General features: G+C 70.5%; 23 protein-coding genes and 3 tRNA genes. 18 read left to right on the top strand and 8 right to left on the bottom strand.

Annotated features, from left to right (window positions below):
* The first annotated feature begins 1 nt into the window (after position 1).
* Together BLQ62_RS16260 and BLQ62_RS16255 are read left to right on the top strand one after the other, a co-directional pair.
* Positions 2–820 (top strand): fumarylacetoacetate hydrolase family protein, encoded by an 819-nt coding sequence (locus BLQ62_RS16260; protein WP_068567774.1) that lies wholly within the window; start codon positions 2–4, stop codon positions 818–820.
* On the top strand, positions 817–1,536 hold the full coding sequence (locus tag BLQ62_RS16255; protein WP_068567772.1) for a maleylpyruvate isomerase family mycothiol-dependent enzyme: 720 nt from the start codon (positions 817–819) through the stop codon (positions 1,534–1,536). Before BLQ62_RS16260 ends, BLQ62_RS16255 begins: the two co-directional genes overlap by 4 nt.
* Positions 1,537–1,621: 85 nt before the next feature.
* Here BLQ62_RS16255 and ilvD read toward each other — a convergent pair whose 3' ends face one another.
* The gene (gene ilvD / locus BLQ62_RS16250; protein WP_068567769.1) at positions 1,622–3,463 is read right to left on the bottom strand and encodes a dihydroxy-acid dehydratase; all 1,842 of its coding nucleotides are present in this window, start codon (positions 3,461–3,463) and stop codon (positions 1,622–1,624) included.
* A gap of 87 nt (positions 3,464–3,550) precedes the next feature.
* Entirely contained in the window at positions 3,551–4,057 is a 507-nt protein-coding gene (locus tag BLQ62_RS16245; RefSeq protein WP_068529674.1) for a PH domain-containing protein, read from the bottom strand.
* A 304-nt stretch (positions 4,058–4,361) separates the two neighbouring features.
* Here BLQ62_RS16245 and BLQ62_RS16240 point away from each other — a divergent pair, with 304 nt between their 5' ends.
* From BLQ62_RS16240 to BLQ62_RS23880, 8 genes are all read left to right on the top strand, one after another.
* Positions 4,362–6,338 (top strand): acetolactate synthase large subunit, encoded by a 1,977-nt coding sequence (locus tag BLQ62_RS16240; RefSeq protein WP_068529677.1) that lies wholly within the window; start codon positions 4,362–4,364, stop codon positions 6,336–6,338.
* Positions 6,335–6,838 (top strand): acetolactate synthase small subunit, encoded by a 504-nt coding sequence (ilvN, locus tag BLQ62_RS16235; protein WP_068529681.1) that lies wholly within the window; start codon positions 6,335–6,337, stop codon positions 6,836–6,838. Before BLQ62_RS16240 ends, ilvN begins: the two co-directional genes overlap by 4 nt.
* A 40-nt stretch (positions 6,839–6,878) precedes the next feature.
* On the top strand, positions 6,879–7,892 hold the full coding sequence (gene ilvC / locus BLQ62_RS16230; RefSeq protein ID WP_068529684.1) for a ketol-acid reductoisomerase: 1,014 nt from the start codon (positions 6,879–6,881) through the stop codon (positions 7,890–7,892).
* A gap of 89 nt (positions 7,893–7,981) precedes the next feature.
* On the top strand, positions 7,982–8,581 hold the full coding sequence (locus BLQ62_RS16225) for a TetR/AcrR family transcriptional regulator (protein ID WP_068567767.1): 600 nt from the start codon (positions 7,982–7,984) through the stop codon (positions 8,579–8,581).
* Positions 8,578–8,943, top strand: a complete 366-nt coding sequence (locus BLQ62_RS16220) for a DoxX family protein (protein ID WP_068567765.1) — start codon at positions 8,578–8,580, stop codon at positions 8,941–8,943. Before BLQ62_RS16225 ends, BLQ62_RS16220 begins: the two co-directional genes overlap by 4 nt.
* 96 nt (positions 8,944–9,039) lie before the next feature.
* The gene (locus tag BLQ62_RS16215) at positions 9,040–10,047 is read left to right on the top strand and encodes an AurF N-oxygenase family protein (protein ID WP_068529696.1); all 1,008 of its coding nucleotides are present in this window, start codon (positions 9,040–9,042) and stop codon (positions 10,045–10,047) included.
* 8 nt (positions 10,048–10,055) lie between these two features.
* Positions 10,056–10,505: a hypothetical protein gene (locus BLQ62_RS16210; protein WP_068567762.1), complete on the top strand. Its 450-nt coding sequence runs from the start codon at positions 10,056–10,058 to the stop codon at positions 10,503–10,505.
* Positions 10,506–10,684: 179 nt separating this feature from the next.
* Positions 10,685–11,029 (top strand): hypothetical protein, encoded by a 345-nt coding sequence (locus BLQ62_RS23880; protein ID WP_083350813.1) that lies wholly within the window; start codon positions 10,685–10,687, stop codon positions 11,027–11,029.
* Positions 11,030–11,034: 5 nt separating this feature from the next.
* Here BLQ62_RS23880 and BLQ62_RS16200 read toward each other — a convergent pair whose 3' ends face one another.
* Genes BLQ62_RS16200 through BLQ62_RS16190 form a run of 3 tightly spaced genes read right to left on the bottom strand, consistent with a single transcriptional unit; the run spans position 11,035 to position 15,729 of the window.
* Positions 11,035–12,441 (bottom strand): phytoene desaturase family protein, encoded by a 1,407-nt coding sequence (locus tag BLQ62_RS16200; protein ID WP_068567758.1) that lies wholly within the window; start codon positions 12,439–12,441, stop codon positions 11,035–11,037.
* On the bottom strand, positions 12,438–14,222 hold the full coding sequence (locus BLQ62_RS16195) for a DUF3556 domain-containing protein (protein ID WP_068567756.1): 1,785 nt from the start codon (positions 14,220–14,222) through the stop codon (positions 12,438–12,440). Before BLQ62_RS16195 ends, BLQ62_RS16200 begins: the two co-directional genes overlap by 4 nt.
* 28 nt (positions 14,223–14,250) lie before the next feature.
* On the bottom strand, positions 14,251–15,729 hold the full coding sequence (locus BLQ62_RS16190; RefSeq protein ID WP_068567754.1) for a class I adenylate-forming enzyme family protein: 1,479 nt from the start codon (positions 15,727–15,729) through the stop codon (positions 14,251–14,253).
* Positions 15,730–15,877: 148 nt separating this feature from the next.
* On the opposite strand from BLQ62_RS16190, the gene BLQ62_RS16185 reads away from it, so the two are divergent.
* Genes BLQ62_RS16185 through BLQ62_RS16175 form a run of 3 tightly spaced genes read left to right on the top strand, consistent with a single transcriptional unit; the run spans position 15,878 to position 19,781 of the window.
* The gene (locus tag BLQ62_RS16185) at positions 15,878–17,119 is read left to right on the top strand and encodes an RsbRD N-terminal domain-containing protein (RefSeq protein ID WP_068529711.1); all 1,242 of its coding nucleotides are present in this window, start codon (positions 15,878–15,880) and stop codon (positions 17,117–17,119) included.
* A 59-nt stretch (positions 17,120–17,178) separates the two neighbouring features.
* Positions 17,179–18,765: a phosphoglycerate dehydrogenase gene (gene serA, locus BLQ62_RS16180; RefSeq protein WP_068529714.1), complete on the top strand. Its 1,587-nt coding sequence runs from the start codon at positions 17,179–17,181 to the stop codon at positions 18,763–18,765.
* Positions 18,762–19,781, top strand: coding sequence for a 3-isopropylmalate dehydrogenase (locus tag BLQ62_RS16175; RefSeq protein ID WP_068567752.1), 1,020 nt, complete (start codon positions 18,762–18,764; stop codon positions 19,779–19,781). Before serA ends, BLQ62_RS16175 begins: the two co-directional genes overlap by 4 nt.
* 95 nt (positions 19,782–19,876) lie before the next feature.
* On the opposite strand, the gene BLQ62_RS16170 is transcribed toward BLQ62_RS16175, so the two are convergent.
* Complete coding sequence (locus BLQ62_RS16170) at positions 19,877–21,097, bottom strand: MFS transporter (protein ID WP_068567750.1); 1,221 nt, start codon at positions 21,095–21,097, stop codon at positions 19,877–19,879.
* 89 nt (positions 21,098–21,186) lie between these two features.
* Here BLQ62_RS16170 and BLQ62_RS16165 point away from each other — a divergent pair, with 89 nt between their 5' ends.
* Positions 21,187–21,960, top strand: a complete 774-nt coding sequence (locus BLQ62_RS16165; protein ID WP_068529725.1) for a fumarylacetoacetate hydrolase family protein — start codon at positions 21,187–21,189, stop codon at positions 21,958–21,960.
* A 1-nt stretch (position 21,961) separates the two neighbouring features.
* On the opposite strand, the gene BLQ62_RS16160 is transcribed toward BLQ62_RS16165, so the two are convergent.
* The gene (locus BLQ62_RS16160) at positions 21,962–23,284 is read right to left on the bottom strand and encodes a carboxylesterase family protein (RefSeq protein ID WP_068567748.1); all 1,323 of its coding nucleotides are present in this window, start codon (positions 23,282–23,284) and stop codon (positions 21,962–21,964) included.
* A gap of 50 nt (positions 23,285–23,334) precedes the next feature.
* On the opposite strand from BLQ62_RS16160, the gene gltX reads away from it, so the two are divergent.
* The 4 genes from gltX (at position 23,335) to BLQ62_RS16140 (ending at position 25,265) form a co-directional block, all read left to right on the top strand.
* The gene (gltX, locus tag BLQ62_RS16155; protein ID WP_068530517.1) at positions 23,335–24,849 is read left to right on the top strand and encodes a glutamate--tRNA ligase; all 1,515 of its coding nucleotides are present in this window, start codon (positions 23,335–23,337) and stop codon (positions 24,847–24,849) included.
* Between the two features lie 92 nt (positions 24,850–24,941).
* A tRNA-Gln gene (locus BLQ62_RS16150) sits at positions 24,942–25,013 on the top strand.
* Between the two features lie 38 nt (positions 25,014–25,051).
* Positions 25,052–25,124 (top strand) — tRNA-Glu (locus tag BLQ62_RS16145).
* Between the two features lie 68 nt (positions 25,125–25,192).
* Positions 25,193–25,265: transfer RNA gene (locus BLQ62_RS16140), tRNA-Glu, on the top strand.
* A gap of 168 nt (positions 25,266–25,433) precedes the next feature.
* On the opposite strand, the gene BLQ62_RS16135 is transcribed toward BLQ62_RS16140, so the two are convergent.
* Positions 25,434–26,480: a substrate-binding domain-containing protein gene (locus BLQ62_RS16135; protein ID WP_068529732.1), complete on the bottom strand. Its 1,047-nt coding sequence runs from the start codon at positions 26,478–26,480 to the stop codon at positions 25,434–25,436.
* Between the last annotated feature and the right edge of the window lie 7 nt (positions 26,481–26,487).

Here is a 26,487-nt window from a genome sequence, read left to right as displayed (position 1 = left end):
CATGCGCCTGGCCACCCTGCGCCTCGACCGCGGCACCGCCGCCGTCCGCGTCGACACCGATACCGCCACCGTCATCAACGGTTTCGCCGACCTGTCCGACCTGCTCGCCGACCCCGAGTGGGAGGCGCTGGCGCGCGCCGCGTCCGGCGACCGGATCCCCCTCGCCGGCGCGGACTACGCGCCGGTCGTGCCGAGGCCCGGCAAGATCGTGTGCGTCGGTCTGAACTACGCCACCCACATCCGCGAGATGGGCCGGGACCTTCCGCAGCACCCCACGCTGTTCGCGAAGTTCGCCGACGCGCTGACGGGGCCGTACGACGACGTGATCGTCCCCGGTTACGCGGCGGGGGAGCTGGATTGGGAGGCGGAGCTCGCGTTCGTGATCGGCAGGCGGGCCTACCAGGTCGCGGAGGCGGAGGCGGCCGAGTACATCGCGGGGTACTCGGTGATGAACGACTACACCATGCGCGACTACCAGTACCGCACGCTGCAATGGGATCAGGGCAAGAACTTCGAGAAGACGTCGGGCTTCGGACCGGTCCTCGTCACCGACTACACACCCGACACCCGGATCACCGCCGCGCTCGACGGGGAGTTGATGCAGGAGGCGAACACCGCGGATCTCGTCTTCGGGCCGGAGGCGCTGGTGGAGTACATCTCCCACATCGTGACCCTCCGTCCCGGCGACGTGATCATCACCGGCACCACCGGCGGGGTCGGCCACGCCCGCAAGCCGCCGCGGCACATCCGGGACGGCGAGACCGTGGAGGTCACCATCGAAGGGATCGGCTCGGTGCGGAACACGACGGTCGTGCGATGACCGGGTTCCGCGAGCGCGAGCTGGCCGACCAGCTGCTGATCGCCCGACGCGGCACGGCCCACTTCGCGCGGCACCTCGGCGGCCTCACCGACGCGGAGCTCGACGAGCCCTCCGCACTGCCCGGGTGGAGTCGCCGGCACCTGCTCGCGCATGTCGGATACAACGCGATCGCCCTGTGCCGGCTCATGGACTGGGCCGTGACGGGGACCCGGACCCCGATGTACGAATCCGCCGAGCAACGGGCGCGCGAGATCGCGGAGGGGGCCACGGTGAACGCCGGTGCGCTCCGGAACCTGTTCGACCACTCCGTCGCCCGGCTCGACGAGAAGTGGCGGAACGCGCCACCGGCCGCGTGGTCGGCCACCGTGCAGACCGCGCAGGGGCGTCTCGTGCCGGCCGCGGAGACGGTGTGGATGCGCACGCGCGAGGTGTGGATCCACAGCGTCGACCTCGGGACGGACGCCCGCTTCGCCGACTTCCCCGCCGAGGTCTGCACCACACTGATCGACGACGTGGTGGGCGTGTGGCGGCAGCGGGGCGACGGAGCCGGGCTGGTGCTCTCCAGCCCGGGCAGGGATCCCGTGCCGGTGACCGGGGGTGAGCCCGCCCGCACGGTGGCGGGTCCGGTCGCCGCGGTCGCCCGGTGGGCGACGGGGCGCGGCGGCGTCGGACTGGACGACCCGTCGGGTGCACCCCACGCCCCGCAGTGGCTGTAGTCGTACGCCGCGACGGGAGGGGAGCAACCAGTGATGCCCCGGTCTGTGGGGACCGGGGCATCACTCGTGTGCGGGATCTACCGGGTCACGGCACGTAGCGGACCGCGCCCTTGTCGGCGGAGGTGGCCAGGGCGGCGTAGGCGCGCAGCGCGGTGGTGACGGTGCGCTGGCGGTCCTTGGGCTGCCACGGGCGCTCCGAGGCCTCCATCTTGGCACGACGGCGCGCGAGCTCCTCGTCGTCGACCAGGACCTCGAGTGCGCGGGTGTGCACGTCGATGCGGATCGTGTCGCCGTCCTCGACCAGGCCGATGACGCCGCCGGCTGCGGCCTCGGGGGAGATGTGACCGATGGACAGGCCCGAGGTGCCGCCAGAGAAGCGGCCGTCCGTGATCAGGGCGCACAGCTTGCCCAGGCCCCGGCCCTTGAGGAACGAGGTGGGGTGCAGCATCTCCTGCATGCCCGGCCCGCCCTTGGGGCCCTCGTACCGGACCACGACCACGTCGCCGGCCTTGATCTCCTTGCCGAGGATCTTGGAGACGGCCTCCTCCTGCGACTCGACCACGACGGCCGGGCCCTCGAAGGTGAACAGGTCCTCGTCGATGCCCGCGGTCTTGAGGATCGCACCGTCGACGGCGATGTTGCCGCGCAGCACGCACAGCCCGCCCTCCACGGTGTAGGCGTGCTCGACGTCGCGGATGCAGCCGCCGGCCTGATCGGTGTCGAAGCTCTCCCACTGGTTCTTGGTGGAGAAGGGCTCGGTGGTGCGCACGCCGCCGGGCGCCGCGTGGAAGAGCTCGAGCGCCTCGTCGGTGGCCTTTCCGGAGCGGATGTCCCAGTCGTCGAGCCACTGGTCGAAGGACGGCTCGTGCACCGTGTGCACGTCGGTCTCGAGCAGGCCGGCGCGGCGGAGCTCGCCCAGGATGGCGGGGATGCCGCCGGCCCGGTGCACGTCCTCCATGTGGTAGTCGCTGTTCGGCGACACCTTGGACAGGCAGGGCACCTTGCGGCTGATCGCGTCGATGGTCGACAGGTCGAAGTCGACCTCGCCCTCCTGCGCGGCGGCCAACGTGTGCAGCACGGTGTTGGTCGATCCGCCCATGGCCACGTCGAGCGCCATCGCATTGCGGAAGGCTGCGGGGGTGGCGACGTTGCGGGGGAGCACGGACTCGTCGCCGTCGCGGTAGTACCGCTTGGCGGCCTCGACCACGACGGTGCCGGCGCGCTCGAAGAGGGCGCGGCGGGCGGCGTGCGTGGCGAGGGTGGAACCGTTGCCCGGCAGGGCGAGACCCAGCGCCTCGGTGAGGCAGTTCATCGAGTTGGCGGTGAACATGCCCGAGCAGGAGCCGCAGGTGGGACACGCGGAGCGCTCGACCTCGCTGAGCCCGGCGTCGTCGATCGCGTCGTTCGCCGAGGCGGAGATCGCGGTGATGAGGTCGGTGGGCGCCTTGGCGATCCCGTCGACGATGACGGCCTTGCCGGCCTCCATCGGGCCGCCGGAGACGAAGACCGTGGGGATGTTCAGCCGCATCGCGGCGTTGAGCATGCCGGGCGTGATCTTGTCGCAGTTGGAGATGCACACCAGCGCGTCGGCGGTGTGCGCGTTCGCCATGTACTCGACGGAGTCGGCGATGATCTCGCGGCTGGGCAGGCTGTAGAGCATGCCGCCGTGGCCCATCGCGATGCCGTCGTCGACGGCGATGGTGTGGAACTCGCGGGCGACGCCGCCTGCGGCGCGCACCGACTCGGCGACGATCTCGCCCATGTCCTTGAGGTGGACGTGGCCGGGCACGAACTGGGTGTAGGAGTTCGCGATCGCCACGATCGGCTTGCCGAAGTCGCTGTCCGTGAGTCCGGTGGCGCGCCAGAGCGAGCGGGCGCCTGCGGCGTTGCGGCCGACGGTGGTGGTGCGTGAGCGGAGCGGTGGCATGAGCTTCTCGCCTCGGATCTTCGTATCGTGCGGGCTGGTGGAGGAGATGCGCTCCCCGTGAACAGGACAAGGCCTGTTCGGCGGGATTTATTCCGCCGTGACGTCAGGGATCCGGCCGCCGGAGGCGGTCGCGACGCGGGGGAGCTGGCTGATGGTGACGGCGGGTAGTCGCACCTCGGAACCGTCGGTGCGGACTGCGTACACCGCACCGTTGCGCCCGATCCTAATCCCTGCCAGTTCGTCCCATCCGATCGTGGTCGCGCTGAGCACGCGGACCGAGCGCACACCGTCGGGTCCGATGACGGTGCGCACGCGCAGGATCCACAGGGCGAGCAGGATCGGCACGATCAGCAGCAGCCAGCCGAGCACTGCGGCGCCGGCGCCGGCCGCCCCGCCGTCGATCGAGCGGCCGAGCGTCCACGGCCCGACGATGGGCGCCAGGCAGACGGCGAACAGGGCGACGCCGAGCAGCGCGATACGAGGGTGCTTGAAGACCACGCGGTCGCCCGCGGCGATCGGCACCGCGGTGTCCGGCGTGTGATCGGTGGTCACGGTGCGGGTGGTGCTCGACTGCGTCGCAGGGCTCTCGCTCATAACACGCATTGTCGCACGCGGCAGCCGAATCCCATCATGTGGGACGGGGGTGCTCACTGGTTTGACGCGAATGCACACCAGCGCCTAGTTTCACTGGTGTGAAGCACAGCTACCAGCTCCTCGTAATCGGTCGGCGCGTCGCCGCCTGAACCGGTTGCATCCGTTTCACACCAGCATCGACGCGCTACCCTCGCTCAGCTACCGCTGACGGGGGTTTTTTGTTGCCCGGATAGTCTTCGGGCGGCATCGCACGCCGATATGTCCACTGAGTAGAGCACCGCTAGAGCACGAGAAGAGTCGAGTCGTGAGCGCACCTACAGCTCGGCCCCATCCAGGGCAGAAGCCCGGGGCCCGTAAGCCCGGCGCCGGGATCCCCGGCCCGCATTCCGCAGCCGCCAAGCAGCACGTCGCCGCCGACGCCGCGCACAGCGTCCTCGAGGGCGCCCGCGTCGTGGCCCCCGAGCGCGTCACCGGCGCCCAGTCGGTCGTCCGGTCGCTCGAGGAGATCGGCGTGGACACGGTCTTCGGTATTCCGGGCGGCTGCATCCTCCCGGTCTACGACCCGCTCCTCGATTCGAAGAAGGTCCGCCACGTCCTCGTGCGGCACGAGCAGGGCGCCGGTCACGCCGCCACCGGCTACGCGCAGGCGACCGGCAAGGTCGGCGTGTGCATGGCCACCTCCGGTCCGGGCGCGACCAACCTGGTCACGCCGCTCGCCGATGCGCAGATGGACTCGGTCCCGATCGTCGCGATCACCGGCCAGGTGGGTCGCCCACTGATCGGCACCGACGCCTTCCAGGAGGCCGACATCTCGGGCATCACGATGCCCGTGACCAAGCACAACTTCCTGGTCTACGACGCCGCCGAGATCCCCCGCGTGATCGCCGAGGCCTTCTACCTGGCCCAGAGCGGCCGCCCGGGAGCCGTCCTCGTCGACATCCCGAAGGACGTGCTGCAGGAGGACACCGTCTTCTCCTGGCCGCCGCAGATCGACCTGCCCGGCTACCGCCCGGTGACCAAGCCGCACGGCAAGCAGATCCGCGAGGCCGCGCGCCTCATCGCGGCGGCGAAGTCGCCCGTTCTCTACGTCGGCGGCGGTGTGCTCAAGGCGGAGGCGTCGGAGGAGCTGCTCAAGCTGGCGGAGCTGACCGGCATCCCGGTGGTCACCACCCTGATGGCCCGCGGCGTCTTCCCGGACAGCCACTCCCAGCACATGGGCATGCCCGGCATGCACGGCACCGTCGGCGCCGTGGCCGCGCTGCAGCGCTCCGACCTGCTGGTCACCCTGGGCGCGCGGTTCGACGACCGCGTCACCGGCAAGTTGGACTCCTTCGCGCCCGACGCGAAGGTCATCCACGCCGACATCGACCCGGCGGAGATCGGCAAGAACCGCTTCGCGGACGTCCCGATCGTGGGCGACTGCAAGGAGGTCATCGCCGAGCTCATCGCCGCGATCTCCGAGGACCGCGCGACCATCGCCGCGCCGGACCTGAGCACGTGGTGGGAGTACCTGGACGGGATCCGCAAGACCTATCCGCTGGCCTACAACACCCCGTCCGACGGTGCGCTGAGCCCCGAGTACGTGATCGAGCGCCTCGGCATCGCCGCGGGCCCCGACGCCGTCTACTGCGCGGGCGTCGGCCAGCACCAGATGTGGGCCGCGCAGTTCGTCAAGTACGAGAAGCCGCGCACCTGGCTCAACTCGGGCGGCCTGGGCACCATGGGCTACGCGGTCCCCGCGGCCCTCGGCGCCAAGATGGGCGCGCCCGAGAAGGAGGTCTGGGCGATCGACGGTGACGGCTGCTTCCAGATGACCAATCAGGAGCTCGCCACCGCCGCCATCGAGGGCGCCCCGATCAAGGTCGCCGTCATCAACAACGGCAACCTGGGCATGGTGCGCCAGTGGCAGACGCTGTTCTACGAGCAGCGCTACTCGAGCACCGACCTGTCCACGCACTCGATGCGCATCCCCGACTTCGTCAAGCTCGGTGAGGCACTGGGCTGCGTCTCCTTCCGGTGCGAGCGCGCCGAGGACGTCGACGCGGTCATCGCGCAGGCGCGGGAGATCAACGACCGCCCCGTGGTCATCGACTTCATCGTGGGCGCCGACGCCCAGGTGTGGCCGATGGTCGCCGCGGGCACCAGCAACGACGAGATCATGGCGGCGCGGGACATCCGGCCGCTGTTCGACGAGGACGACGCGGCCGACGAGCCGGCCGTCATCCACGCCGCGATGGAGCGTCCCGACGCTGCGACGCTGCCCGGGGAGGAGCAGAAGTGAGCACCACGCACACGCTGAGCGTTCTGGTCGAGGACCGTCCGGGCGTGCTCGCCCGCGTCTCGTCCCTGTTCTCCCGCCGCGGCTTCAACATCGAATCCCTCGCGGTGGGCGGCACCGAGCTCAAGGGCGTCAGCCGCATGACCATCGTGGTCACCGTCGACGAGCTGCCGCTCGAGCAGGTCACCAAGCAGCTGAACAAGCTGGTCTCCGTGCTCAAGATCGTCGAGCAGGACTCCACGTCCTCCGTGGCGCGCGAGCTCATGCTGATCAAGGTGCGCGCGGACGCCACCTCGCGCGGCCAGGTCACCGATACGGTGGACCTGTTCCGTGCCAAGATCGTCGACGTCTCGCCGGACTCGGTGACCATCGAGGCCACCGGCACGCCGGACAAGCTCGATGCGCTGCTGGCCGTCCTGGACCCCTTCGGGATCCGGGAGATCGCGCAGTCCGGCGTCATCGCGCTGGGCCGCGGTCCGAAGTCGATCACCGCGACCCGCTAACTTAACTACTGCACAAACCGAGAAGGGACACCGAACCACAGTGGCAATCGAACTGTTCTACGACGAGGACGCCGACCTCTCCATCATTCAGGGCAAGAAGGTCGCCGTCATCGGCTACGGCTCGCAGGGGCACGCGCACTCGCTGAGCCTGCGCGATTCCGGCGTCGACGTGCGCATCGGCCTCAAGGAGGGCTCGAAGTCGCGTGCCAAGGCCGAGGAGCAGGGCCTGACCGTGGGCACGCCCGCCGAGGTCGCCGCGTGGGCCGACGTGATCATGATCCTCGCGCCCGACACCGCGCAGGCGCAGATCTTCACCGAGGACATCGCCCCGAACCTCAAGGACGGCGACGCGCTGTTCTTCGGCCACGGCCTCAACATCCACTTCAAGCTGATCGAGGCCCCGGCCAACGTCACCGTCGCGATGGTCGCCCCGAAGGGCCCCGGCCACCTCGTGCGCCGCCAGTTCGTCGACGGCAAGGGCGTTCCGGCCCTCATCGCCGTGGACCAGGATCCGACCGGTAACGGCCAGGCGCTCGCCCTGAGCTACGCCGCCGCGATCGGTGGCGCCCGTGCCGGCGTCATCAAGACCACCTTCAAGGAGGAGACCGAGACGGATCTCTTCGGTGAGCAGGCCGTGCTGTGCGGTGGCACCGAGGAGCTCGTCAAGGTGGGCTTCGAGGTGCTGGTCGAGGCCGGCTACGCCCCCGAGATGGCCTACTTCGAGTGCCTGCACGAGCTCAAGCTCATCGTGGACCTCATGTACGAGGGCGGCATCGCCCGCATGAACTACTCGGTGTCCGACACCGCGGAGTTCGGCGGCTACCTCTCGGGCCCGCGCGTCATCGACGCCGACACCAAGAAGCGCATGCAGGACATCCTCACGGACATCCAGGACGGCACCTTCGTCAAGCGTCTCGTCGCGAACGTCGAGGGCGGCAACAAGGAGCTCGAGGCGCTGCGCAAGGAGAACGCCGAGCACCCGATCGAGGTCACCGGCAAGAAGCTGCGCGACCTCATGAGCTGGGTCGATCGCCCGATCACCGAGACCGCCTAGTCTCACCCCGCATCACCGCTGAGCCCCGCCGGACCCCGAGTCCGGCGGGGCTCTTGCGTGTGCGAGGCGTCGGGACTACTCTGCTGAACATGTTCAATGAACGTGTTCAGTCGCGGGCGGAGGCGAAGGCGGACACGCGATCGCGGGTGCTCGCGGCCGCCGATCGGTCCTTCCGCGAGCACGGTTTCGCGGGGACGACGGTGCGCGGCATCGCCGCCGACGCCGGTGTCAGCGTCGGCACCGTGATGGGAGTGGGGGATAAGGACGCACTCCTCATCGCGATCGTCGACGACTGGATCGCAGCCGTACACGCCGACCGGGAGCGTGCGGCGTCGTTGCCCGCCCTCACTCCCGCTGAGGCGACGGTGCAGCTGCTGGAGACCGTCCAGCCCTTCGTCACCTACTTCAACGCCGACGGTGACCTCTCCCGCGAGTACGCCGCGGTGCTGGCGCGCGGACGGCACCACTCGCGCACGTTCGGCGATCTGGGGGACGAACTGCAGGGCGACTTCGCGCGCATCCTGCGCGCCGCCCGGCACGGCGATCCGGAGGCGGCCGGCCGCACCCTCTACTTCGTCTACATCGGCCTGCTCTTCGCCACCTCGGGTGGCGCGGTCACGCGGGAGGCCGCGGCGGAGCGCCTCGTCGAGGCGATCGCACAGATCCTCGGAGAAGGAGTACCGCAATGACCACGTTCATCGACACACCCCACTGGCCCGCGCTCACCGTCGTTCTCGCGGCCGTCCTGTTCGGCGACGCGCTGCTGTCGCTGCGCCCGCCCGCCTTCATCCGGGACTGCCTCGACGGAGTGCGATTCCCGCGCGACTGGTGGTGGACCCTCATCGTGATCAAGCTCGTCGCGGTCGCAGGGCTGCTCGCCGGCCTCTGGTACCCCGGCGTGGGCGTCGCCGCCAACGCCGGTGTGGTCGCCTACTTCGTCTGTGCGGCGATCGCGCACGTGCGCGCCGGCTTCCTGGGGTCGACGTTCTGGGTCAACTGCCTCGGCATGCTCGCCTTCTCGACGCTCGTGCTGATCGTGTCCTACGTGTAGTTCGACGGCGAAGAAACCAGCACCGCTGATTGATAGTGATAGGGTGACCCCAATCGGCTATCAGATGATGGACCGCGGATGAAAGCGAGACGTGAGATGCGACTGGCCCTGACGCATATGAGCCGGACCATGCACGACCCCTTCCCGGGGCAGGCGGAGTACGAGCAGACGCTGACCGACCTCTCCGAGGCGTCGGTGCGCCGGAACTTCGATCCCTACGTCGACATCGATTGGGACGATCCCGAGCTGGCGATCGTCCCCGACGATCCGCGCTGGGTGTGCGATTCCCGCTTCGATCCGATCGGCCGCCACCCGTGGTACCAGGCGCAGCCGCTGGCGAAGCAGATCGAGATCGGCATGTGGCGCCAGGCCAACGTGGCCAAGGTCGGCCTGCAGTTCGAGTCGATGCTGATCCGCGGCATCATGCAGTACACCGCGGCCCTGCCCAACAACTCTCCCGAGTTCCGCTACGCCACGCACGAGGCGAAGGAGGAGTGCCAGCACACGCTGATGTTCCAGGAGTTCGTGAATCGCGTGGGCATGGACGTCCCCGGCGGCAGCTGGTTCCTGCGCCGCATCTCCCCGATCGTGCCGCTGTTCGCGACCGTCACGCCGCTGTACTTCTACATGATGGTGCTCGGCGGCGAGGAGCCGATCGACCACCTGCAGAAGCAGTTCCTGCGCTCGGGCTCGAAGCAGCACCCGGCCATGAGCTCGATCATGCAGATCCACGTGGCGGAGGAGGCGCGTCACATCGGCTTCGCGCACCAGCTGCTCGAGCACCGCATCCCGACCCGGGGCGTCTTCCCGCGTCTGGTGCTCTCGCTCATGCTGCCGCTCACGATGCGGGTTATGGTGACGATGATCATGATGCCGCCCAAGCAGTTCTGGGAGACATTCGACATCCCGCGCTCGGTGAAGAAGGACATCTTCTGGCGCTCGGCCGAGTCGCAGCAGATGAAGCGCGACGTCTTCGGCGACGTGCGGATGATGGCGGAGAAGGCGGGCCTGATGAACCCGCTGAGCAAGCTCATGTGGCGCATCTGCGGCATCGACGGCCGCGTCTCCCGCTTCCGCAGCGAGCCCGCGTACGCCGCGCAGTAGGAACCGGAGTGGATCACGAGGGCCGGGTCCTCGGGCCGGAGTGGACGGGGCGTGCCCTGCGGATACCTGCCGCACCCGTCGCTGCGAACGCCCCGGCTCTCGCAGCGGTCGCCGTGGAGGCGGCACGCGACGTGGCGGGTGTGGAGCTCGACTACTCGCCGGCCTCGCTGAGTGCGGTCGACACTCTGCTCGACGGCTTCCGTGAGCCCGGATCCGATGCGATGGCTGAGACGATCTTCCTCTTCGGGTGCTACGTCGGTGAGGTGCTCGTGAGGAATGCGGGGTACGCGTGGGTCGACACCCCGGAGGACGGATTGCCGTACGTCGGCCCGCTCAGCGTGGTGTGCGGTCCGCCCGACAGCGGTCGATTCGCGTCTCCGATCAACAAGGTCTTCAAGCGCGTCGACGAGGGCGAGGGCGATAGCGTGTCGTTCTTCTACGAGGTCTTCGGCAGCTAGAGCACTGGGCATCCCATGCGCCGCGTCACAGGCGGAACCTGCGAACGGCCGCGAGGCACCAGCGGCGGCTGCGACCGACGTGTGACACGGAGAGGTCCCGGGCGTGACAGTGCGCTCCTAGGTTCGTCCGTACCGGTGTTCGCCGAACGCCGGGAACGGAAACGACTGAAGGAGAACCTATGTCGAAGCGCACTATCGCCCGCCGGATGCTCGCGGGTGCCGCACTCAGTGGCGCGATCCTCGCCCCCGCGGCCGGGGTCGCCCTCGCCGATCCCGCGCCGGCGCCCCCGCCCGGGCCCGCGCAGCCCGCGCCCGGCCAGCCCGCCCGCGACGCCGCGTTCTGGGACCGCTACGACCAGTGGTCGGTGAAGTTCGCCCAGTGCCTCGAGCGCGCCGGCGTGAACGATCCCAGCTACGACCGGGTGAACGGATGGAGCGGCGGGGCGCAGGCCCCGCGGGCGAAGGCCGCCTCGCAGCAGTGCCAGTCGATCGTGGGGCTGCCGCCCACGGTCACGGAGAAGTAGCCGTCCTACAGCCTCGCGAGCGCACGGGTGGCGGCGTGATGGCCGCACATCCCGTGCGCCCCGGGCCCGGGCGGGGTCGCCGCGGAACAGATGTACATGCCGGCGACGCCGAGGTCGTAGGGCTGCACGGTGATCCGTGGTCCGAAGACCAGTTGGAGCGGGTCCTTGGAACCGGTGTTGATGTCGCCGCCCACGTAATTGGCGTTGTAGCGCGACATCTCGGTCGTCGAGCAGACCGCGGTACCGACGATGCGGTCCCGGAAACCGGGGGCGAAGCGTTCGATCTGGGCGATGATCGCCTCGGTGGCGTCCCCGGTGTAGCCGTGGGGCACGTGCGCGTAGCTCCACACGGGGTGCACGTCACCGACGCTGCGCGTGGGATCGGCGAGGTACTGCTGGCCGACGAGGACGAACGGGCGATCGGGCATCGTTCCGGCGGCGATGGCCCGCTCCGTCGCCGCCACCTCGGCGAACTCGCCCCCGAGGTGGACGGTGCTCGAGCGGCGCGCGTGCGCGTTGGTCCACGGCACGCCGCCCTGGACGGCGAAGTCCACCTTGAATGCTCCCGGGCCCCGCCGGAATCGCGTGAACGCCCGGCGCACCCGTGCCGGTAGGCGATCGCCGAGGATGCGCGCGACCTGGTGCGGGTCCAGGTCGAACAGCGTCACGTCCGTGGTCGGGACGTCCGCCGCCGTCACGCGGACACCGGTCTGCACCCGGCCGCCCAGGTCCTCGAACTCGGCGAGCAGCGCAGCGGCGATCGCGCCCGAGCCGCCCTCGGCGACCTGCCACCCGTGGCGGTGGCCCGCAGTCAGCAGCCCCTTCCCGATCGCCGAGCTCATCGGCTCGTGCAGCGGCCGGAAGGTGTGCGCCGCGACGCCGCCCCACAGTCCGCGTGCCTGCGGGGTGCGGAAGGCGCGGGCGAGCGCCGCCGCGGGCAGCGGAGTCGGTGCACCGAACCCCGCCAACGCCAACGGATGCCGCGGGACCCGCAGCAGGGGCCCCATCATCGCCGGTCCGATCTTCTCGAACCCCTCGACGGGACGTTGGAACAGTGCGCGCCAGGCGGCACCGTCGGGTCCCATCCCGGCGGCGGTGTCGGCGACGGTGCGCTGCAGCACCCCCGCCGTCCCGTCGTCGAGCGGATGCACGCACTCGATCTCCGCTGACCGCCAGCGCAATCCGCGCTTCTCGATGTCGATCGTGGCCAGGAACGGGGAGCCGACCGCCATCGGGTGGATGGCGGCGCAGTGATCGTGCACGAGGCCCGGAACGATCGCCTCGAACGAACGCAGGCCACCACCGACGGTGTCGTCCGCCTCGAGGAGAGTGGTCTCGACGCCCGCGCGGGCCAGGGTGATGGCGGCGGCGAGCCCGTTGGGCCCGCCGCCGACGACGGTGCCGGTGGTCATGCCCGCGAGCCTAGCCCGGTGCCGAGCGGGAAGCGGTCGTGGTCCGCTGACCAGGTGATCTCGCAGGCGACGGGGCCCTCGGGGAGCCAGGGCTGCGTCGTCACGCACTCAGTGACGCTCCACCGGCCGCGGGCCACCACGCCGAGCGCGGCGTCGATGATCTTGAAGTCCTGGCTGAAGCGGGTGATGGGCTGCGACTCGGCCCAGACCACGATCAGCTCGCCCGGCTCGAACCCCGCCTGCTCCTGCACCGCGGCGACGAGCGTCTCGTCGTGCAGGTGGCCGTCACCGAAGTTGAAGCCGATCAGGGTGTTGCACACGAGCTCGCCCTCGCGCAGCGTCCGCTGCTCGACGTCGGGCACGTGGCTGAGCAGCGTCGAGAACAGGCCGCGGCCGTTGCTGTGCATGGCGCGCCAGCCCAGGCCCATGTTCATGAGCAGTTCGGCCCATTCGCGATCGACGCCGGTGGCGACGAACTGGTCGACGGTGTTGGTGGTCTGCCGCTGCACGCGGTTCAGCTTCTCCTCGGCGCCGGGTGCGAAGGCCCACATGCCCGTCGCCCAGTTGCCGGCGTACTGCCGCAGCGAGGGGAGGAAGGAGACCTTGTCGGGACGGACGTTGCCCAGCACGGGGAAGACGAGGAGGGCGGCCAGCACCACGAGGATCAGCCACGACGGGCTCATGTCCAGCACCGAATAGCCGTCCTGCGCCGGGAATCCGACGAACAGGAAGAGTGCGGTGTACGCGAAGAGCAGGTTCCATTCCAGCGGGACGGCCAGCGGGAAGGTGGAGATGATGAACAAGTGGTAGCAGACCATGAACACGGCGCACACCACGGTGACGGTGCGGTTCATCGAGAACAACAGGATCAGCGGTGCGACGATCTCCACGAACGTGCCGAGCCCCTCGGCCATGAACCGGGCGAGCCGCGACGGCAGCAGATCGTGCGGCGCGTTCCGGTAGTGGGCCCGGCGCAGGCCCTTGAACGGCATGCACGGCGAGTTCGAGACCATCACCGGGATCACGTTGATGAAGTGCTTGCCCACCTTCGACAGGCCGGCACCGACCCAGACCACCACGATGAGCAGCTTGAGCCCGACGATCATCGTCGCGAAGGAGAGCAGGGGGAGGAGCCCGAACATGATCAGGGCGGGCATGTACTGCTCACCGCGGGCGGCGAGGAAGATCGTCTTGTCCCGCAAGCCGATCAGGATGAGCAGGGCGACCGGCGCGATCATCAGCCAGGGCGCGACGAGCTCGTACGGCGACGAATCCGTCACCAGCACACCGGGGAGCGCGATGCCCAGCGCCAGGGACGCGAGCAGCAGCCAGTACAGGCCCACGTCCAGCCCGGTGCGGCGCGTGCCCGCGGTGCCCGGCACCCAGGCGTACGGCCGCAGCCGGATGGTGCCCGTGCGCGCCCAGAACCGGATCCCGCCGGTCATCGGCTTGATCTTGAAGGTCAAGGGGCCCCACGCGCCGGCGACGCCGATGGCCTCGAGCAGGGTGGTCCACAGCACCAGCTTCTGGTAGACGATCGGCTGGTTCCACCAGCTCGAGACCTCCCAGAAGTGCAGGCCCGAGGTGGCGGTCGCGAAGACCACACCGCCGAGCGCGTACAGCACCAGCAGCTTGACGACGTAGATGACGAACGCGACCTTCTGCGTGCCGAAGCCGTGATCCACCCAGCGCTGCGTGGCGAAGCGGAGCCGGTCCTGCAGCGGGCGGGTGATGAACTCGGCCGGATCGACCTCGGGGAGGTCGGGTTTCATGAATCCCATGACGAAATCCTTACGGGGAGGGGGTGGATCAGGCGGACGGGCCGGCGGCCGCGGCGTCGAGGCGGCGTAGGGCGGGCTTGTCGATCTTGCCGACGGGGTTCTTCGGCAACGCGTCGAGCAGCGTGATCGCGACGGGCTGTTTGTACTTCGCGAGCTGTTCACGCGCGTGCGCGGCGACGGTGTCGATGTCCAGCTGCGCGCCGGGGGCGGCGGAGAGGTAGAGCACGGGCAGTTCGCCGTACTTGGCGTCGGGCCGGCCGATGACGGCTGCTTCGGCGACGCCGTGCACGCCGTACACCGCGGTCTCGATCTCCTTGGGGTAGATGTTCTCCCCGCCGCGGATGATCATGTCCTTCGCGCGGTCCACGATGCGGAGGTAGCCGTCCTCGTCGAGGATGCCGACGTCGCCCGTGTGCAGCCATCCGTCGACAACGGTCCGGGCCGTCTCCTCGGGGCGTCCGAGGTAGCCGCGCATGATGTTCGGCCCCGCGAGCAGCACCTCGCCCGGCTTGCCGGCCGGGAGCTCGGCACCGTCCGGCCCGGCGATCCGGATGCGCTGACCGGGCAGTGCCACCCCGACGCTGCCGACCTTGCGGACACCGTCGAGCGGGTTGCACGTGGCGGCGCACGTGCACTCGGACAGCCCGTAGCCCTCGATCAGCGGGAAGCCGAAGCGGGCCTCGAACCCCTCCAGCAGTTCCCGGCTCGCGGGCGCGGCGCCGCAGACGCCGAAACGCATGCGGGGCAGGTTCGGACGGACTTCGGGCGGCAGGCCGTTGAGCATCGTGTAGATCGTCGGGACCGCGGAGAAGTACGTCGCGCCGGTCTCCTCGAGGACCTGGAAGAAGGTGCGCGGGTCGAACCGGCCGGCGATGGTCACCCGGCCGCCGCCTCGCAGCGGGTTGAGGGTGGAGACGACGATCGCGTTGACGTGGAACAGCGGCAGGATCAGCAGGCTGTGGTCGTTCTCGTCGAACGCGAAGGCGGCCGTTGACATCTCGCTCATCGCGAGCAGGTTCGCGTGATCGAGCATCACGCCCTTGGGACGCCCGGTGGTGCCGGAGGTGTAGATCAGCAGCGCCAGGTCCTCGCGCGCCGCGACGGTCTCGACGGTCTCGGGCGCGTGGCCCAGGAGCGCATCCGCGGCGATGACGGTGACACCGGCGGGGGAGTCGGCGTCGGTGACGAGCACCGAGGCGCCGGCGTCGCGCACCTGGTACTCGACCTCGGGGCGCGCCAGGTACGGATTGATCGGCGTCGCGGCGGCGCCCAGGCGCCAGGCGGCGAAGAGCGTCACCACGAGCAGTGCGGTGTTCGGCAGCTTCACCGCGACGACGTCGCCGTGGCCGATCCCGGCGGCGCGCAGTGCGGCCGCGGCGCTGCGGACCGCCTCGTCGAACGCGGCGTTGTCGAGGTCGAGGGCGTCGTCGGCCACCGCGGGGGCCTGCGGGGCCGCCGCGGCGCGCGCCGCCGGGAGGTGGGCGAAGGTGGTGAGATCGAAGGTCACGGGGGCTCCTAGTCCGGTGGGTGCACCCACGGTAGGCAGGGCGTGACCGTCGTCACATCGTCCACTGGCGACGACATGTGACGCACGATTCGTCCTCTGAGGACGAATTCCGATCGTTTCGTCGTTCGCTCGGGGTTAGGATTTGGCGATGGACCCGGATGCGCCCCGCTCGCTGATCGCCCGGGTGCTCAGCACCGCCTCGCGGCGCGAGGTCGCCGACGCCATGACCGAGCGGATCGCCGCCGATCTCCCCGGCCTGCGCGACGACGACGCCATCTTCGGTTCCCTCGCGGCGAGCGTCGAGGCCAACGTCGAGAACGTCACGCACGCGATCGTGCTCGACGTGCCGGTCGAGCGGATCGAGGTCCCGCTCGCCGCCCTCGAATACCCGCGCCGGGTCGCCCAGCGAGGCTTGGCCGCCACCTCGCTCGTCCGCGCCTACTACCTGGGTCAGCAGACGATGATCGCGCTGATCGGCGAAGCTCTCGACGCGGATCTCGAGGCGGCCAAGGAGCTGCGCGAGGCGGCCCTGCGCTGGCTCGTGGGCTGGTCCTTCGACTACAACGACGTCGTCACCCGGCGGGTCCTCGACGAGTACGAGGCGGAACGGGCGGCCTGGGTGGACGCCCGCAGCGGCGCCCGGACGGTGCGCGTGCTCGAGGTCCTGGAGGGGGAGGTGCCGAACGTCGCGGCGGCATCGGCGAGCATCCGGTACCCGCTGCGCGGCAGTCACATCGGGTTGGTCGTGTGGTACGCGGAGGGGGTCGACGAGGTCGAGCGGATCGAGCGGTTCCTGCGCGAGCTCGGGGACGCCGTCGGCGCGCTGGGGCCGCCGCTGTCCGTGGCGGTCGATCGCCTCACGGCCTGGGCGTGGCTCCCGGTGTCGCAGGGCGACGCCGCGATCGCCACGGCACGGGAGTTCATCGTCGGCGCCGCGGATCCTCCCCGCGTCGTCCTCGGCCCGCCGGGGGAGGCGTTGGAGGGCTTCCGCGCGACCAATCGTTCGGCCCGGGAGGTGCGCCGGGTCGCGGATGCGACGGGCGCCTCCCTGCTCGTCGCGACGGACCCGGGGGTCGGTCTCGCTGCGCTCGTCGCGCGCGACGTGGGCGCCGCGCGCAGCTGGGCCGACGGGGTGCTGGGGGACCTGACCGGGGCCAACGCCGCCGACGAGCGGTTGCGCAGCACCCTCGAGATCTTCCTGCGCACCGGCGGCAGCTTCAAGGCGACGGCCGAGCAGCAGCTCATGCACGCCAACTCGGTGAAGTACCGGGTGCGTCGCGCGTTGCAGCGCCGCGGGCGCGAGATCGCCGACGACCGGCTCGACGTGGAAGTGGCTCTCGCGGTGCGCCGGATCTTCGGCCCCCACGCTCCCGGTAACCCGGCTCGGTAGTCCCGGGGTGCAGGTCACTAAGCTGACCGTGCAACCGGCACCGTGAATGAGGAGCGCAAGTGACCCGTCCCGTGGTATTGATCGCCGACAAGCTGGCACCGTCGACAGTGGAGGCGCTCGGTGACGACGTCGAGGTGAAGTGGGTCGACGGCCCCGACCGCCCCGCCCTGCTCGCCGCGGTCCCCGAGGCCGACGCACTGCTCGTGCGCTCCGCGACCACCGTCGACGCGGAGGTCCTGGCCGCCGCGACCAAGCTCAAGATCGTCGCCCGCGCCGGCGTCGGCCTGGACAACGTGGACGTGCCCGCCGCCACCGAGCGCGGTGTCCTCGTGGTCAACGCGCCCACGTCGAACATCCACACCGCCGCCGAGCACGCCGTCGCGCTGATGCTCGCCACGGCCCGCCAGATCCCCGCGGCGGACAAGACACTGCGCGAGCACACCTGGAAGCGCAGCGCGTTCAACGGCGTCGAGATCCTCGGCAAGACCGTCGGCGTCGTCGGCATGGGCCGCATCGGTCAGCTCGTCGCGCAGCGCCTGGCGGCCTTCGAGACCAAGATCATCGCGTACGACCCCTACGTGAGCCCGGCCCGCGCCGCGCAGCTCGGCATCGAGCTGGTCAGCATCGAGGAGCTCGTCGAGCGCGCCGACTTCATCTCGGTGCACCTGCCCAAGACCCCGGAGACCAAGGGCCTCATCGGCCGCGAGCTCCTGGCGAAGGCCAAGAAGGGCGTCATCATCGTCAACGCCGCCCGCGGCGGCCTCGTCGACGAGCAGGCGCTGGCCGACGCGATCACCTCGGGTCACGTCTTCGGCGCCGGCCTCGACGTCTTCGAGACCGAGCCCTGCACCGACAGCCCGCTGTTCGAGCTGCCGCAGGTCGTCGTGACCCCGCACCTCGGCGCGTCCACCTCCGAGGCGCAGGACCGCGCCGGCACCGATGTCGCCAAGAGCGTCCGCCTGGCCCTGGCCGGCGAGTTCGTTCCGGACGCCGTCAACGTCAAGGGCGGCGCCGTCGACGAGGAGGTCGCGCCCTGGCTCGAGCTCACCCGCAAGCTCGGCGTGCTGCTGGGCGGCCTGCCCGGCCAGCTGCCGGAGAAGATCGGCGTCACCGTCCGCGGCGAGCTGGCCAGCGAGAACGTCGACATCCTGCAGCTCTCGGCGCTGCGCGGCCTGTTCTCCGCCGTCATCGAGGACGCGGTCACGTTCGTCAACGCCCCCGCCCTGGCGGAGGAGCGCGGCGTCACCGTCGAGCTGGAGAAGGTCTCCGAGAGCCCCAACCACCGCAGCCTGGTCGACGTGCGCGCCGTCTACGGCGACGGCACGGTCCAGAACGTCTCGGGCACCCTCTCGGGCCTGAGCCGGGTGGAGAAGGTCACCAACATCAACGGCCGCAACTTCGACCTGCGCGCCGAGGGCCTGAACCTGTTCGTCGCCTACGGCGATCAGCCGGGCTCGCTGGGCAAGATCGGCACGCTGCTCGGCGACGCCGGCATCGACATCCAGGCCGCGGCGCTGAGCCAGGACGCGGAGGGCGACGGCGCGACGGTGCTGCTGCGCGTGAGCCGGCCCGTCCCGGCGGAGCTGCAGCAGTCGATCGCCGACGCGGTGTCCGCCACGACGATCGCGCAGGTGGACCTGTCGTGAAGCTCGCGCTGATCGGCGGGGACGGCATCGGCCCCGAGGTGACGGCGGAGGCGCTCAAGGTACTGCGCGCGGTGGTCGGCGAGATCGAGACCACCGACTACGACCTGGGTGCGCGCCGCTACGAGCGCAACGGCGAGCTGCTCACCGACGAGGACCTGGCGTCGCTGCGCGAGCACGACGCGATCCTGCTCGGCGCCATCGGCGACCCGCGCAAGGTCCCGCCGGGCGTGCTCGAGCGCGGCCTGCTGCTGAAGATGCGCTTCGCGCTGGATCACCACGTGAACCTGCGCCCGTCGAAGCTCTTCCCCGGTGTCGAGTCGCCGCTGAAGGACCCGGGCGAGATCGACTTCGTCGTGGTCCGCGAGGGCACCGAGGGCGCCTACACCGGCAACGGCGGCGCCATCCGCGTCGGCACCCCGCAGGAGGTCGCCAATGAGACCTCGGTCAACACCCGCTTCGGTGCGGAGCGCGTGGTGCGCTTCGCCTTCCGGCTCGCGCAGTCGCGCCGGAAGAAGCTGACGCTGGTGCACAAGACCAACGTGCTCGTCTTCGGCGGCTCGCTGTGGCAGCGCACCGTCGACGAGGTGGCTCCCGAGTTCCCCGACGTCGCGGTGGATTACAGCCACATCGACGCCGCGACGATCTACCTGGTGACGGACCCGTCCCGGTTCGACGTGATCGTGACCGACAACCTCTTCGGCGACATCCTCACCGACGAGGCCGGCGCGATCTCCGGCGGCATCGGCCTCGCCGCGTCGGGCAACATCGACGCGACGGGCACCAACCCGTCGATGTTCGAGCCCGTGCACGGCAGCGCCCCCGACATCGTCGGTCAGGGCGTGGCGGATCCCACCGCGGCCATCCTGTCCGCGGTGATGCTGCTGCGGCACCTCGGCGACGAGGCCGGTGCGAAGCGGATCGAGGACGCGGTGACCGCGGACCTCGCCGCCCGCGGCGACGCACCGATCCGTACCACCGAGGTCGGCGACCGCATCGCCGCCGCCCTCAGCGCGTAGCGACCACTGCGGGCCGGGTGGGCCCGCCCCGTCGGACTTAACAGCGTTAGCAGCAGACGTTTCCCCGGGAAGCGCTCTGGGCTAACGCTGTTAAGTCATTTCCGGGGTGATGACGGTGCCGCTTCCGGCACCTCCGCGGGCTTCGCGTCGGAGGGGACCAGCGGGTAGGCCAGCAACGGGGCGAGGCCGACGATGGCGAAGGCGGCGCCGAAGCTCGTCGCGTGGATCAGCGATCCGAGGATCGGTCCGGCGGCGGTGGTCGCGACGAACTGCCCGGTGTTCTGGATGGCCAGCGCGCGGCCGCTGTAGAACGGCCCGGCCTTCTCGGCGATCGCGGTGAAGGCGAGGCCGTTGTCGGCGACGGTGACCACGGAGGCGACGAGGAAGACGGCGACGGCCACGGGGGAGCCGATCGCCGCGAGCGCGCCGAGGGCGCCCATCGCGGCGGCGGCGCCCAGTGCGATCCACTTGATCGGCGCCGTGCGCGATCCCAGCCGGTCCGACCAGGCGCCGGCGGCGATCCGTCCGAGGGCGCCGAAGAGCTGACTCGCCGACACCAGCAGGCCCGCGGTGGCGGGCGCCCAGTGCAGACCGACGATCAGCCACGTGATGCCCCAGGTCCAGACGGCGCCCTGCGGCAGCACCAGTAGCAGCGAGACGGCGTGGATGCGCGCGAGGAAGGAGTCCTCGCGGTACGGATTCGTCTTCGCCTCCACTGCCGCGGAACCGGTCTCGGGTCGCGGCGGATCGATGATGAACGCCCACACCAGGACGAACGAGAGCGCTGCCACCACCAGTGGCACGATCATCGCCGCGGTGAGCCCGACCCGGTTCGCCAGCAGCGGCATCGTCACCGACAGCAGCGCGATGCCGAGCGGCTGCGAGGTCTGCCGGATTCCCATCGCCGTGCCGCGGCTGGACGCGGGGAACCAGCCGACCACGATCCGGCCGCTCGCCCCGTTGCCGCTCGCCGCCATCGCGGAGGCGAGGAACAGGCCGGCCGCCGCGACGGGCAGGGGTGCGTGCGTCGCGAACGCGGCGACGGTGCCGGCGAGGGCGACCGTGGCGCCGCCCATGCTGATCAGCAGCACCCGGCGTTCGCCGTAGCGGTCGATGAGCGCGCCCCACAGGATCGTCGTCAGCAGCAGGCCCGCCGGGGCGGCCGCCGCGAAAAGGCCCGCGCGCTGCACCGAGAGTCCGTCGCGGATGAGCTGCGGAATGAGGAACGCGGTGCAGTTCACGGCGGCGGTCGTGGTGATCGCGGCGGTCATGGACACCACCAGGATCCACCAGCGACGGGCGGCTGACATCTCCATAGAAATCCCAATCAGTGGAACATGTTGTCTATATCTTGGGATGAAGCCTAGCTGATCGAACTATGCCCGTCGACCGGTAGGCTCGCCCTATGCGCCTTGCACGAATCGCCAGCAGTGACGGAGTCGCGTTCGCGGCCATCGAGGGTGACCCGGAGGACGGTGCCCGCGCCCGCGAGATCTCCGAGCATCCCTTCGGCACACCGGAGTTCACCGGCCGCAGCTGGGCGCTCGACGACGTGCGGCTGCTCGCTCCGATCCTCGCGAGCAAGGTGGTCTGCATCGGCAAGAACTACGCGGCCCACGCCGCGGAGATGGGCGGCGAAGCGCCCAAGGACCCCGTGATCTTCATCAAGCCCAACACGTCGATCATCGGGCCGCTGGCGCCGATCAAGCTGCCCCGCAGCTCGCAGCAGGTGGACTACGAGGGCGAGCTGGCCATCGTGATCGGTCAGCCCTGCCGCGACGTGCCCGCCGCCCGGGCGAAGGACGTCATCCTCGGCTACACCGTGGCCAACGACGTGACCGCGCGCGATCAGCAGCGGCACGACGGGCAGTGGACCCGCGGCAAGAGCTACGACACCTTCTGCCCGCTCGGCCCGTGGATCGAGACCGACTTCGACCCGTCCGATGCGCGGATCTACACCGAGCTCGACGGCCAGATCAAGCAGGACTCCCGTACGTCGCTGATGATCCACTCCATCGGCGACATCGTCGAGTGGATCTCCTCGGTGATGACCCTGCTGCCCGGCGACGTCATCCTCACCGGAACGCCGGAGGGCGTCGGCCCCATCACCGCCGGCCAGCACGTGGCCGTCACCGTCGAGGGCATCGGCACGCTGACCAGCCTCGCCGAGGACCGCTGACTCAGGCGCGGTCGATCACGCGAACCGTCTCCGGTTCGCCGGCCCGATAGGCGGTCCAGGCCGCGTCGTCGGGCCGGCCGGTGGCGACGAACCCCGCTACGGCGCGGCACATCCCGCGCGCGAGCGCGCGGTCCACGCCGTCGACGGGGCCCAGCATCGGCGCATCCCGGTAGGCATCCAGCGCGTCGAACACGAACGGCAGCTCGGCGCAGTGCGTCGCGCCCAGGCCCGACGGATCGTCCGCGGGGACGCGGTCGAACCGGTAGGCGTACACCGGATTCCCGGCCTCCGCGTGCCGATCGGCGATCTCCCGCGACCCGGCGCCGAACACCTGCTCGCTCAGTGTGTGCTCGTGTTCCGGATCGCGCGCGAACCGCGGGTCGAAGGCGACGAAGGCCGTCATCTCGTCGCGCGCCGTCCCGATCAGCAACGGCTTGCCGTCGAGCGTCGCGAGACGCTCCTGCCAGGGGCGCTCGGTCCCGAATCCGCCGAGCGCGGGATACAGCGGGGGCGCGAGCGCGCCCGGTTCTGAGATCTCCGCCGCCAGGGCGCCGTACGCCGCGAGGAGCCGCTCGGCCGGCAGCGCGCGTAGGGCCGCCGCATCGTCGGCGCCGGCGAGGACGCGGAGCCGGTCGCTCCGCGTCGCGGCCTCGTCGGGTTCCTGCGGCGGCAGCCCGAACGGCCCGCTCTGCGCCAGGACGCCGTGCACCAGGGAGCCGGTCTCGGGGGACAGGGCGAGGTGGAGCGCCGAGTACGCCCCGGCCGACTGACCGCCCACCGTGATCCGCGCCGGGTCGCCTCCGAACGCGGCGATGTTGCGCGCCACCCACGCCAGCGCGCACGCCTGGTCGCGGACGCCGAGGTCGTCCCCGTCCGGCAGCCCCAGCCGCGCGTAGCCGAGCGGCCCGAGACGGTAGTTCGCCGTGACCACCACGATCCCGCCCGCTGCGGCGAGCCGCGCACCGTCGTACCAGTCCCAACCGCCACTGCCGCTCGTGAACCCGCCCCCGTGGAACCACAGCAGGACGGGGACGCCGGTGGTGTCGCCGTCCGGGGCCCACACGTTCAGGGTGAGGCATCCGGCTTCGTCCCAGTCGGGCGCGCGCCGTCCCATCACGGCCTCGAGACGCGACGGCCCCTGCGGCGCCGACGGTCCCGGGCGCGCACCGTCGAGGAGTGACCACGGCTCCGGCGGGCGCGGCGGGGCGAAGCGTCCGGGGCCGACGGGCGGTGCGGCGTAGGGGATGCCGCGGAAGGCGGCGATCCCGTGAGCGACGGTGCCGCGCACGGCACCCGACTCCGTGACGGCGAGGGGTTCGACCATGCCCCGAGGCTAGGCCGGTCGCCGCTCGTGCGCCGACTACCCTGGTGGACGTGACTGAGCTCCCCGCGAACCCCGCCGACCACGCCGTCCGCGTGCGCTTCTGCCCGTCGCCCACCGGTACCCCGCACGTGGGCATGGTGCGCACCGCACTGTTCAACTTCGCGCACGCGCGCCATACGGGCGGCACCTTCGTCTTCCGCATCGAGGACACCGACGCCGCCCGCGACAGCGAGGAGAGCTACGCCGCGATCCTCGAATCGCTGCGGTGGCTCGGGCTCGACTGGGACGAGGGGCCCGAGGTGGGCGGTCCGTACGGCCCCTACCGCCAGTCCGAGCGCAAGGACCTGCACCTGGACGTGGTGCGGCGGCTCGTCGAGGGCGGCCACGCCTACGAGGCCTTCTCGACCCCGGAGGAGGTGGAGGCGCGGCACGTCGCCGCCGGCCGCAACCCGAAGCTGGGCTACGACAACTTCGACCGCGACCTCACCGACGAGCAGAAGGCCGCCTTCCTCGCCGAGGGGCGCAGCCCCGTCGTGCGCCTGCGCATGCCCGACCACGACTTCACCTGGAACGACATGGTGCGCGGCGAGACCACCTTCGCCGCGGGCAGCGTGCCGGACTTCGCCCTCACCCGCGCGAACGGCGACCCGCTCTACACCCTGGTCAACCCCGTCGACGACGCGATGATGAAGATCACGCACGTGCTGCGCGGCGAGGACCTGCTCAGCTCCACGCCCCGTCAGATCGCCCTCTACGAGGCGCTGGAGGCGATCGGCGTCGCCGAGCGCACCCCCGAGTTCGGGCACCTCCCGTTCGTGATGGGGGAGGGCAACAAGAAGCTCTCCAAGCGCGACCCCGAGTCGAACCTCTTCCACCACCGCGACCGCGGCTTCATCCCCGAGGGTCTGCTCAACTACCTCGCGCTGCTCGGCTGGGGCATCTCCGCGGACAACGACGTCTTCAGCCTCGACGAGATGATCGCCGCCTTCGACGTGCACCGGGTGAACTCCAACCCGGCCCGCTTCGACCAGAAGAAGGCCGACGCGATCAACGCCGAGCACATCCGCCTGCTCACCCCGGAGGACTTCGAGGGGCGCCTGCGGGCCTTCCTCGTCGAGCGGGGCTTCGTCGACGGTGCGCGCCTCGGTCCGGAGTTCGCGACCGCCGCCGAGCTGGTGCAGACCCGCATCGTGGTGCTCTCCGACGCGTGGGACCTGCTGAAGTTCCTCTACGTCGACGAGGCCGACTTCGCCGTCGATCCCGCCGCGGCTTCCAAGAACATCAAGGCCGATGCCGGCCAGGTGCTCGACGAGAGCATCGCCGCGCTCGAGGGCCTCACGGACTGGACCACCGAGGCGATCGAGGGTGCGCTCAAGGGCCGGCTCATCGACGAGCTGGAGCTCAAGCCCCGCAAGGCCTACGCGCCGATCCGCGTGGGTGTCACCGGCTCGCCCATCAGCCCGCCGCTGTTCGAGTCGCTGGAGCTGCTGGGGCGCGAGCGCACCCTGGGGCGCCTCGCGGCCGCGCGCGCCCTCGTGCCGGCCGACGGTGGCGCCCCGCAGTAGGGGATGACCTGGCGATTTGGTGTTCCCAGTGCGGCTGGGTAAGCTGGATCGCGGCTCAAAACGAGGTCGGAAACGATCTCGGCGAGAGTCATTGGCCTATGGTGTAATTGGCAACACAGCTGATTCTGGTTCAGCCATTCTAGGTTCGAGTCCTGGTAGGCCAGCGTGACAGCGCCCTCCGTTCGCGGAGGGCGCAGTCCTAGCCCCCGTCGTCTAGCGGCCTAGGACGCCGCCCTCTCACGGCGGTAGCGTGGGTTCGAATCCCATCGGGGGTACGTACGATGCAGATGTGCTATCTTCATCGCACTGCTGAGGCGTTTCGGCGCGTCGGCGAACAGTTCTAGCCCCCGTCGTCTAGCGGCCTAGGACGCCGCCCTCTCACGGCGGTAGCGTGGGTTCGAATCCCATCGGGGGTACAGCGCAAGGCCCGGATCTTCTGATCCGGGCCTTCGTCGTTTCCGTGCTCCGGTCACGGACGGAATGGCGCGTGGGTCCTGCCCCGCACCGGACCGCCGGACCCACGCCGATCGTGCGTACGCGGGCGCACTCCGCCTCGCGGCGGCCCTGCCCGGGCCGGCGCACCGTCAGAGTTGGCCGATGACGTCGAAATCGCAGCCCTCCGCGCGCGCCAGATACATGCGCTGGTGCGCGTGCCCGTCGCGCAGCGCCATGTCGCCCCGCGCCCCCTCGTAGTGCACGCCGCCCACGCCCGCCATGATGTCGCGGACGTCCGTGCTGCGCACCGTCGAGAGCAGGGATTCGAGTAGGAGCATGCCCTCGAAACAGGATTCGCCCATCGAGGTCGGCGTGCAGGCGTCGGGGCCGAAGCGGCCGAAGTAGCGGGCGCCGAACTCCATCGACTCGGACGTCACCACCGAGTCGAAGTAGCCGGCCGAGGCGAAAAGGTCGCGCGTGGCGTCCGGGCCCGAGGCCATCAGCATGTGCTCGTCCATGAGCGGCGAATAGCGCACCAGCCCGTCGTCGAGCCCGGCCGCGGCGAAGGCCCGGTTGAACTCGACCGCGTCCTGCCCGAGCAGCAGCATCAGCACCCCGTCCGCGTCGGACCGCGCGATGTCGGCGATCACGGCGGAGAAGTCCTGGGTGCCGACGGGGACGAACCGGGCACCGACGAGGTCGTCGCCGAGGCCGCGCGCGAAGCGCACACAGGCCTTGGCGCTGTCGCGCGCCCAGAGGTAGTCGCTGCCGACGATCCACCACCGGCGCAGCCCGCGTTCGCGGCGCAGCCACTGCAGGGCGGGGCGGATCTGGTCCTCCGGCGTCTCTCCCGTGAGGAAGACGCCTGCCGTCGACTCGCCGCCCTCGTAGAGGGCCGTGTAGACGTACGGCACGCGCAGATCCAGGCGGGCGGAGAGCGCGCGCCGCACGTCCGAGGTGTGCCAGCCCACGATCGCATCGATCTCGCCCGCGGCCAGCAGGGTTTCGACCTCGTGGGTGACGTTCGCGACGCCGGTGGCGGAATCGATCGGCCGCACGGCCAACTCGCGGCCGAGGATGCCGCCGCGCGCGTTGATGTCGTCGGCGGCGAGCGTCGTGCAGCTCAGGCACGACGGGCCGAACAGCCCTGCCGGGCCACGCCGGGGGTACAGCAACCCAACGGTGTACTCGCTCATGGACGTC

The organism is Tsukamurella pulmonis (assembly GCF_900103175.1).
Classification (GTDB): domain Bacteria; phylum Actinomycetota; class Actinomycetes; order Mycobacteriales; family Mycobacteriaceae; genus Tsukamurella; species Tsukamurella pulmonis.
Note: the sequence above shows the minus strand (reverse complement) of the source record. Positions and strands in the feature narration are given on the sequence as shown.

Coding starts and splice junctions, on each gene's coding strand:
- BLQ62_RS16215 (WP_068529696.1), top strand. CDS start 9,040: ATGCGACTGGCCCTGACGCATATGAGCCGGACCATGCACGACCCCTTC.
- BLQ62_RS16200 (WP_068567758.1), bottom strand. CDS start 12,441: ATGACCACCGGCACCGTCGTCGGCGGCGGGCCCAACGGGCTCGCCGCC.
- BLQ62_RS23880 (WP_083350813.1), top strand. CDS start 10,685: ATGTCGAAGCGCACTATCGCCCGCCGGATGCTCGCGGGTGCCGCACTC.
- BLQ62_RS16165 (WP_068529725.1), top strand. CDS start 21,187: ATGCGCCTTGCACGAATCGCCAGCAGTGACGGAGTCGCGTTCGCGGCC.
- ilvD (WP_068567769.1), bottom strand. CDS start 3,463: ATGCCACCGCTCCGCTCACGCACCACCACCGTCGGCCGCAACGCCGCA.
- BLQ62_RS16245 (WP_068529674.1), bottom strand. CDS start 4,057: ATGAGCGAGAGCCCTGCGACGCAGTCGAGCACCACCCGCACCGTGACC.
- BLQ62_RS16220 (WP_068567765.1), top strand. CDS start 8,578: ATGACCACGTTCATCGACACACCCCACTGGCCCGCGCTCACCGTCGTT.
- BLQ62_RS16185 (WP_068529711.1), top strand. CDS start 15,878: ATGGACCCGGATGCGCCCCGCTCGCTGATCGCCCGGGTGCTCAGCACC.
- BLQ62_RS16170 (WP_068567750.1), bottom strand. CDS start 21,097: ATGGAGATGTCAGCCGCCCGTCGCTGGTGGATCCTGGTGGTGTCCATG.
- BLQ62_RS16255 (WP_068567772.1), top strand. CDS start 817: ATGACCGGGTTCCGCGAGCGCGAGCTGGCCGACCAGCTGCTGATCGCC.
- BLQ62_RS16135 (WP_068529732.1), bottom strand. CDS start 26,480: ATGAGCGAGTACACCGTTGGGTTGCTGTACCCCCGGCGTGGCCCGGCA.
- BLQ62_RS16225 (WP_068567767.1), top strand. CDS start 7,982: ATGTTCAATGAACGTGTTCAGTCGCGGGCGGAGGCGAAGGCGGACACG.
- BLQ62_RS16260 (WP_068567774.1), top strand. CDS start 2: ATGCGCCTGGCCACCCTGCGCCTCGACCGCGGCACCGCCGCCGTCCGC.
- BLQ62_RS16160 (WP_068567748.1), bottom strand. CDS start 23,284: ATGGTCGAACCCCTCGCCGTCACGGAGTCGGGTGCCGTGCGCGGCACC.
- BLQ62_RS16195 (WP_068567756.1), bottom strand. CDS start 14,222: ATGGGATTCATGAAACCCGACCTCCCCGAGGTCGATCCGGCCGAGTTC.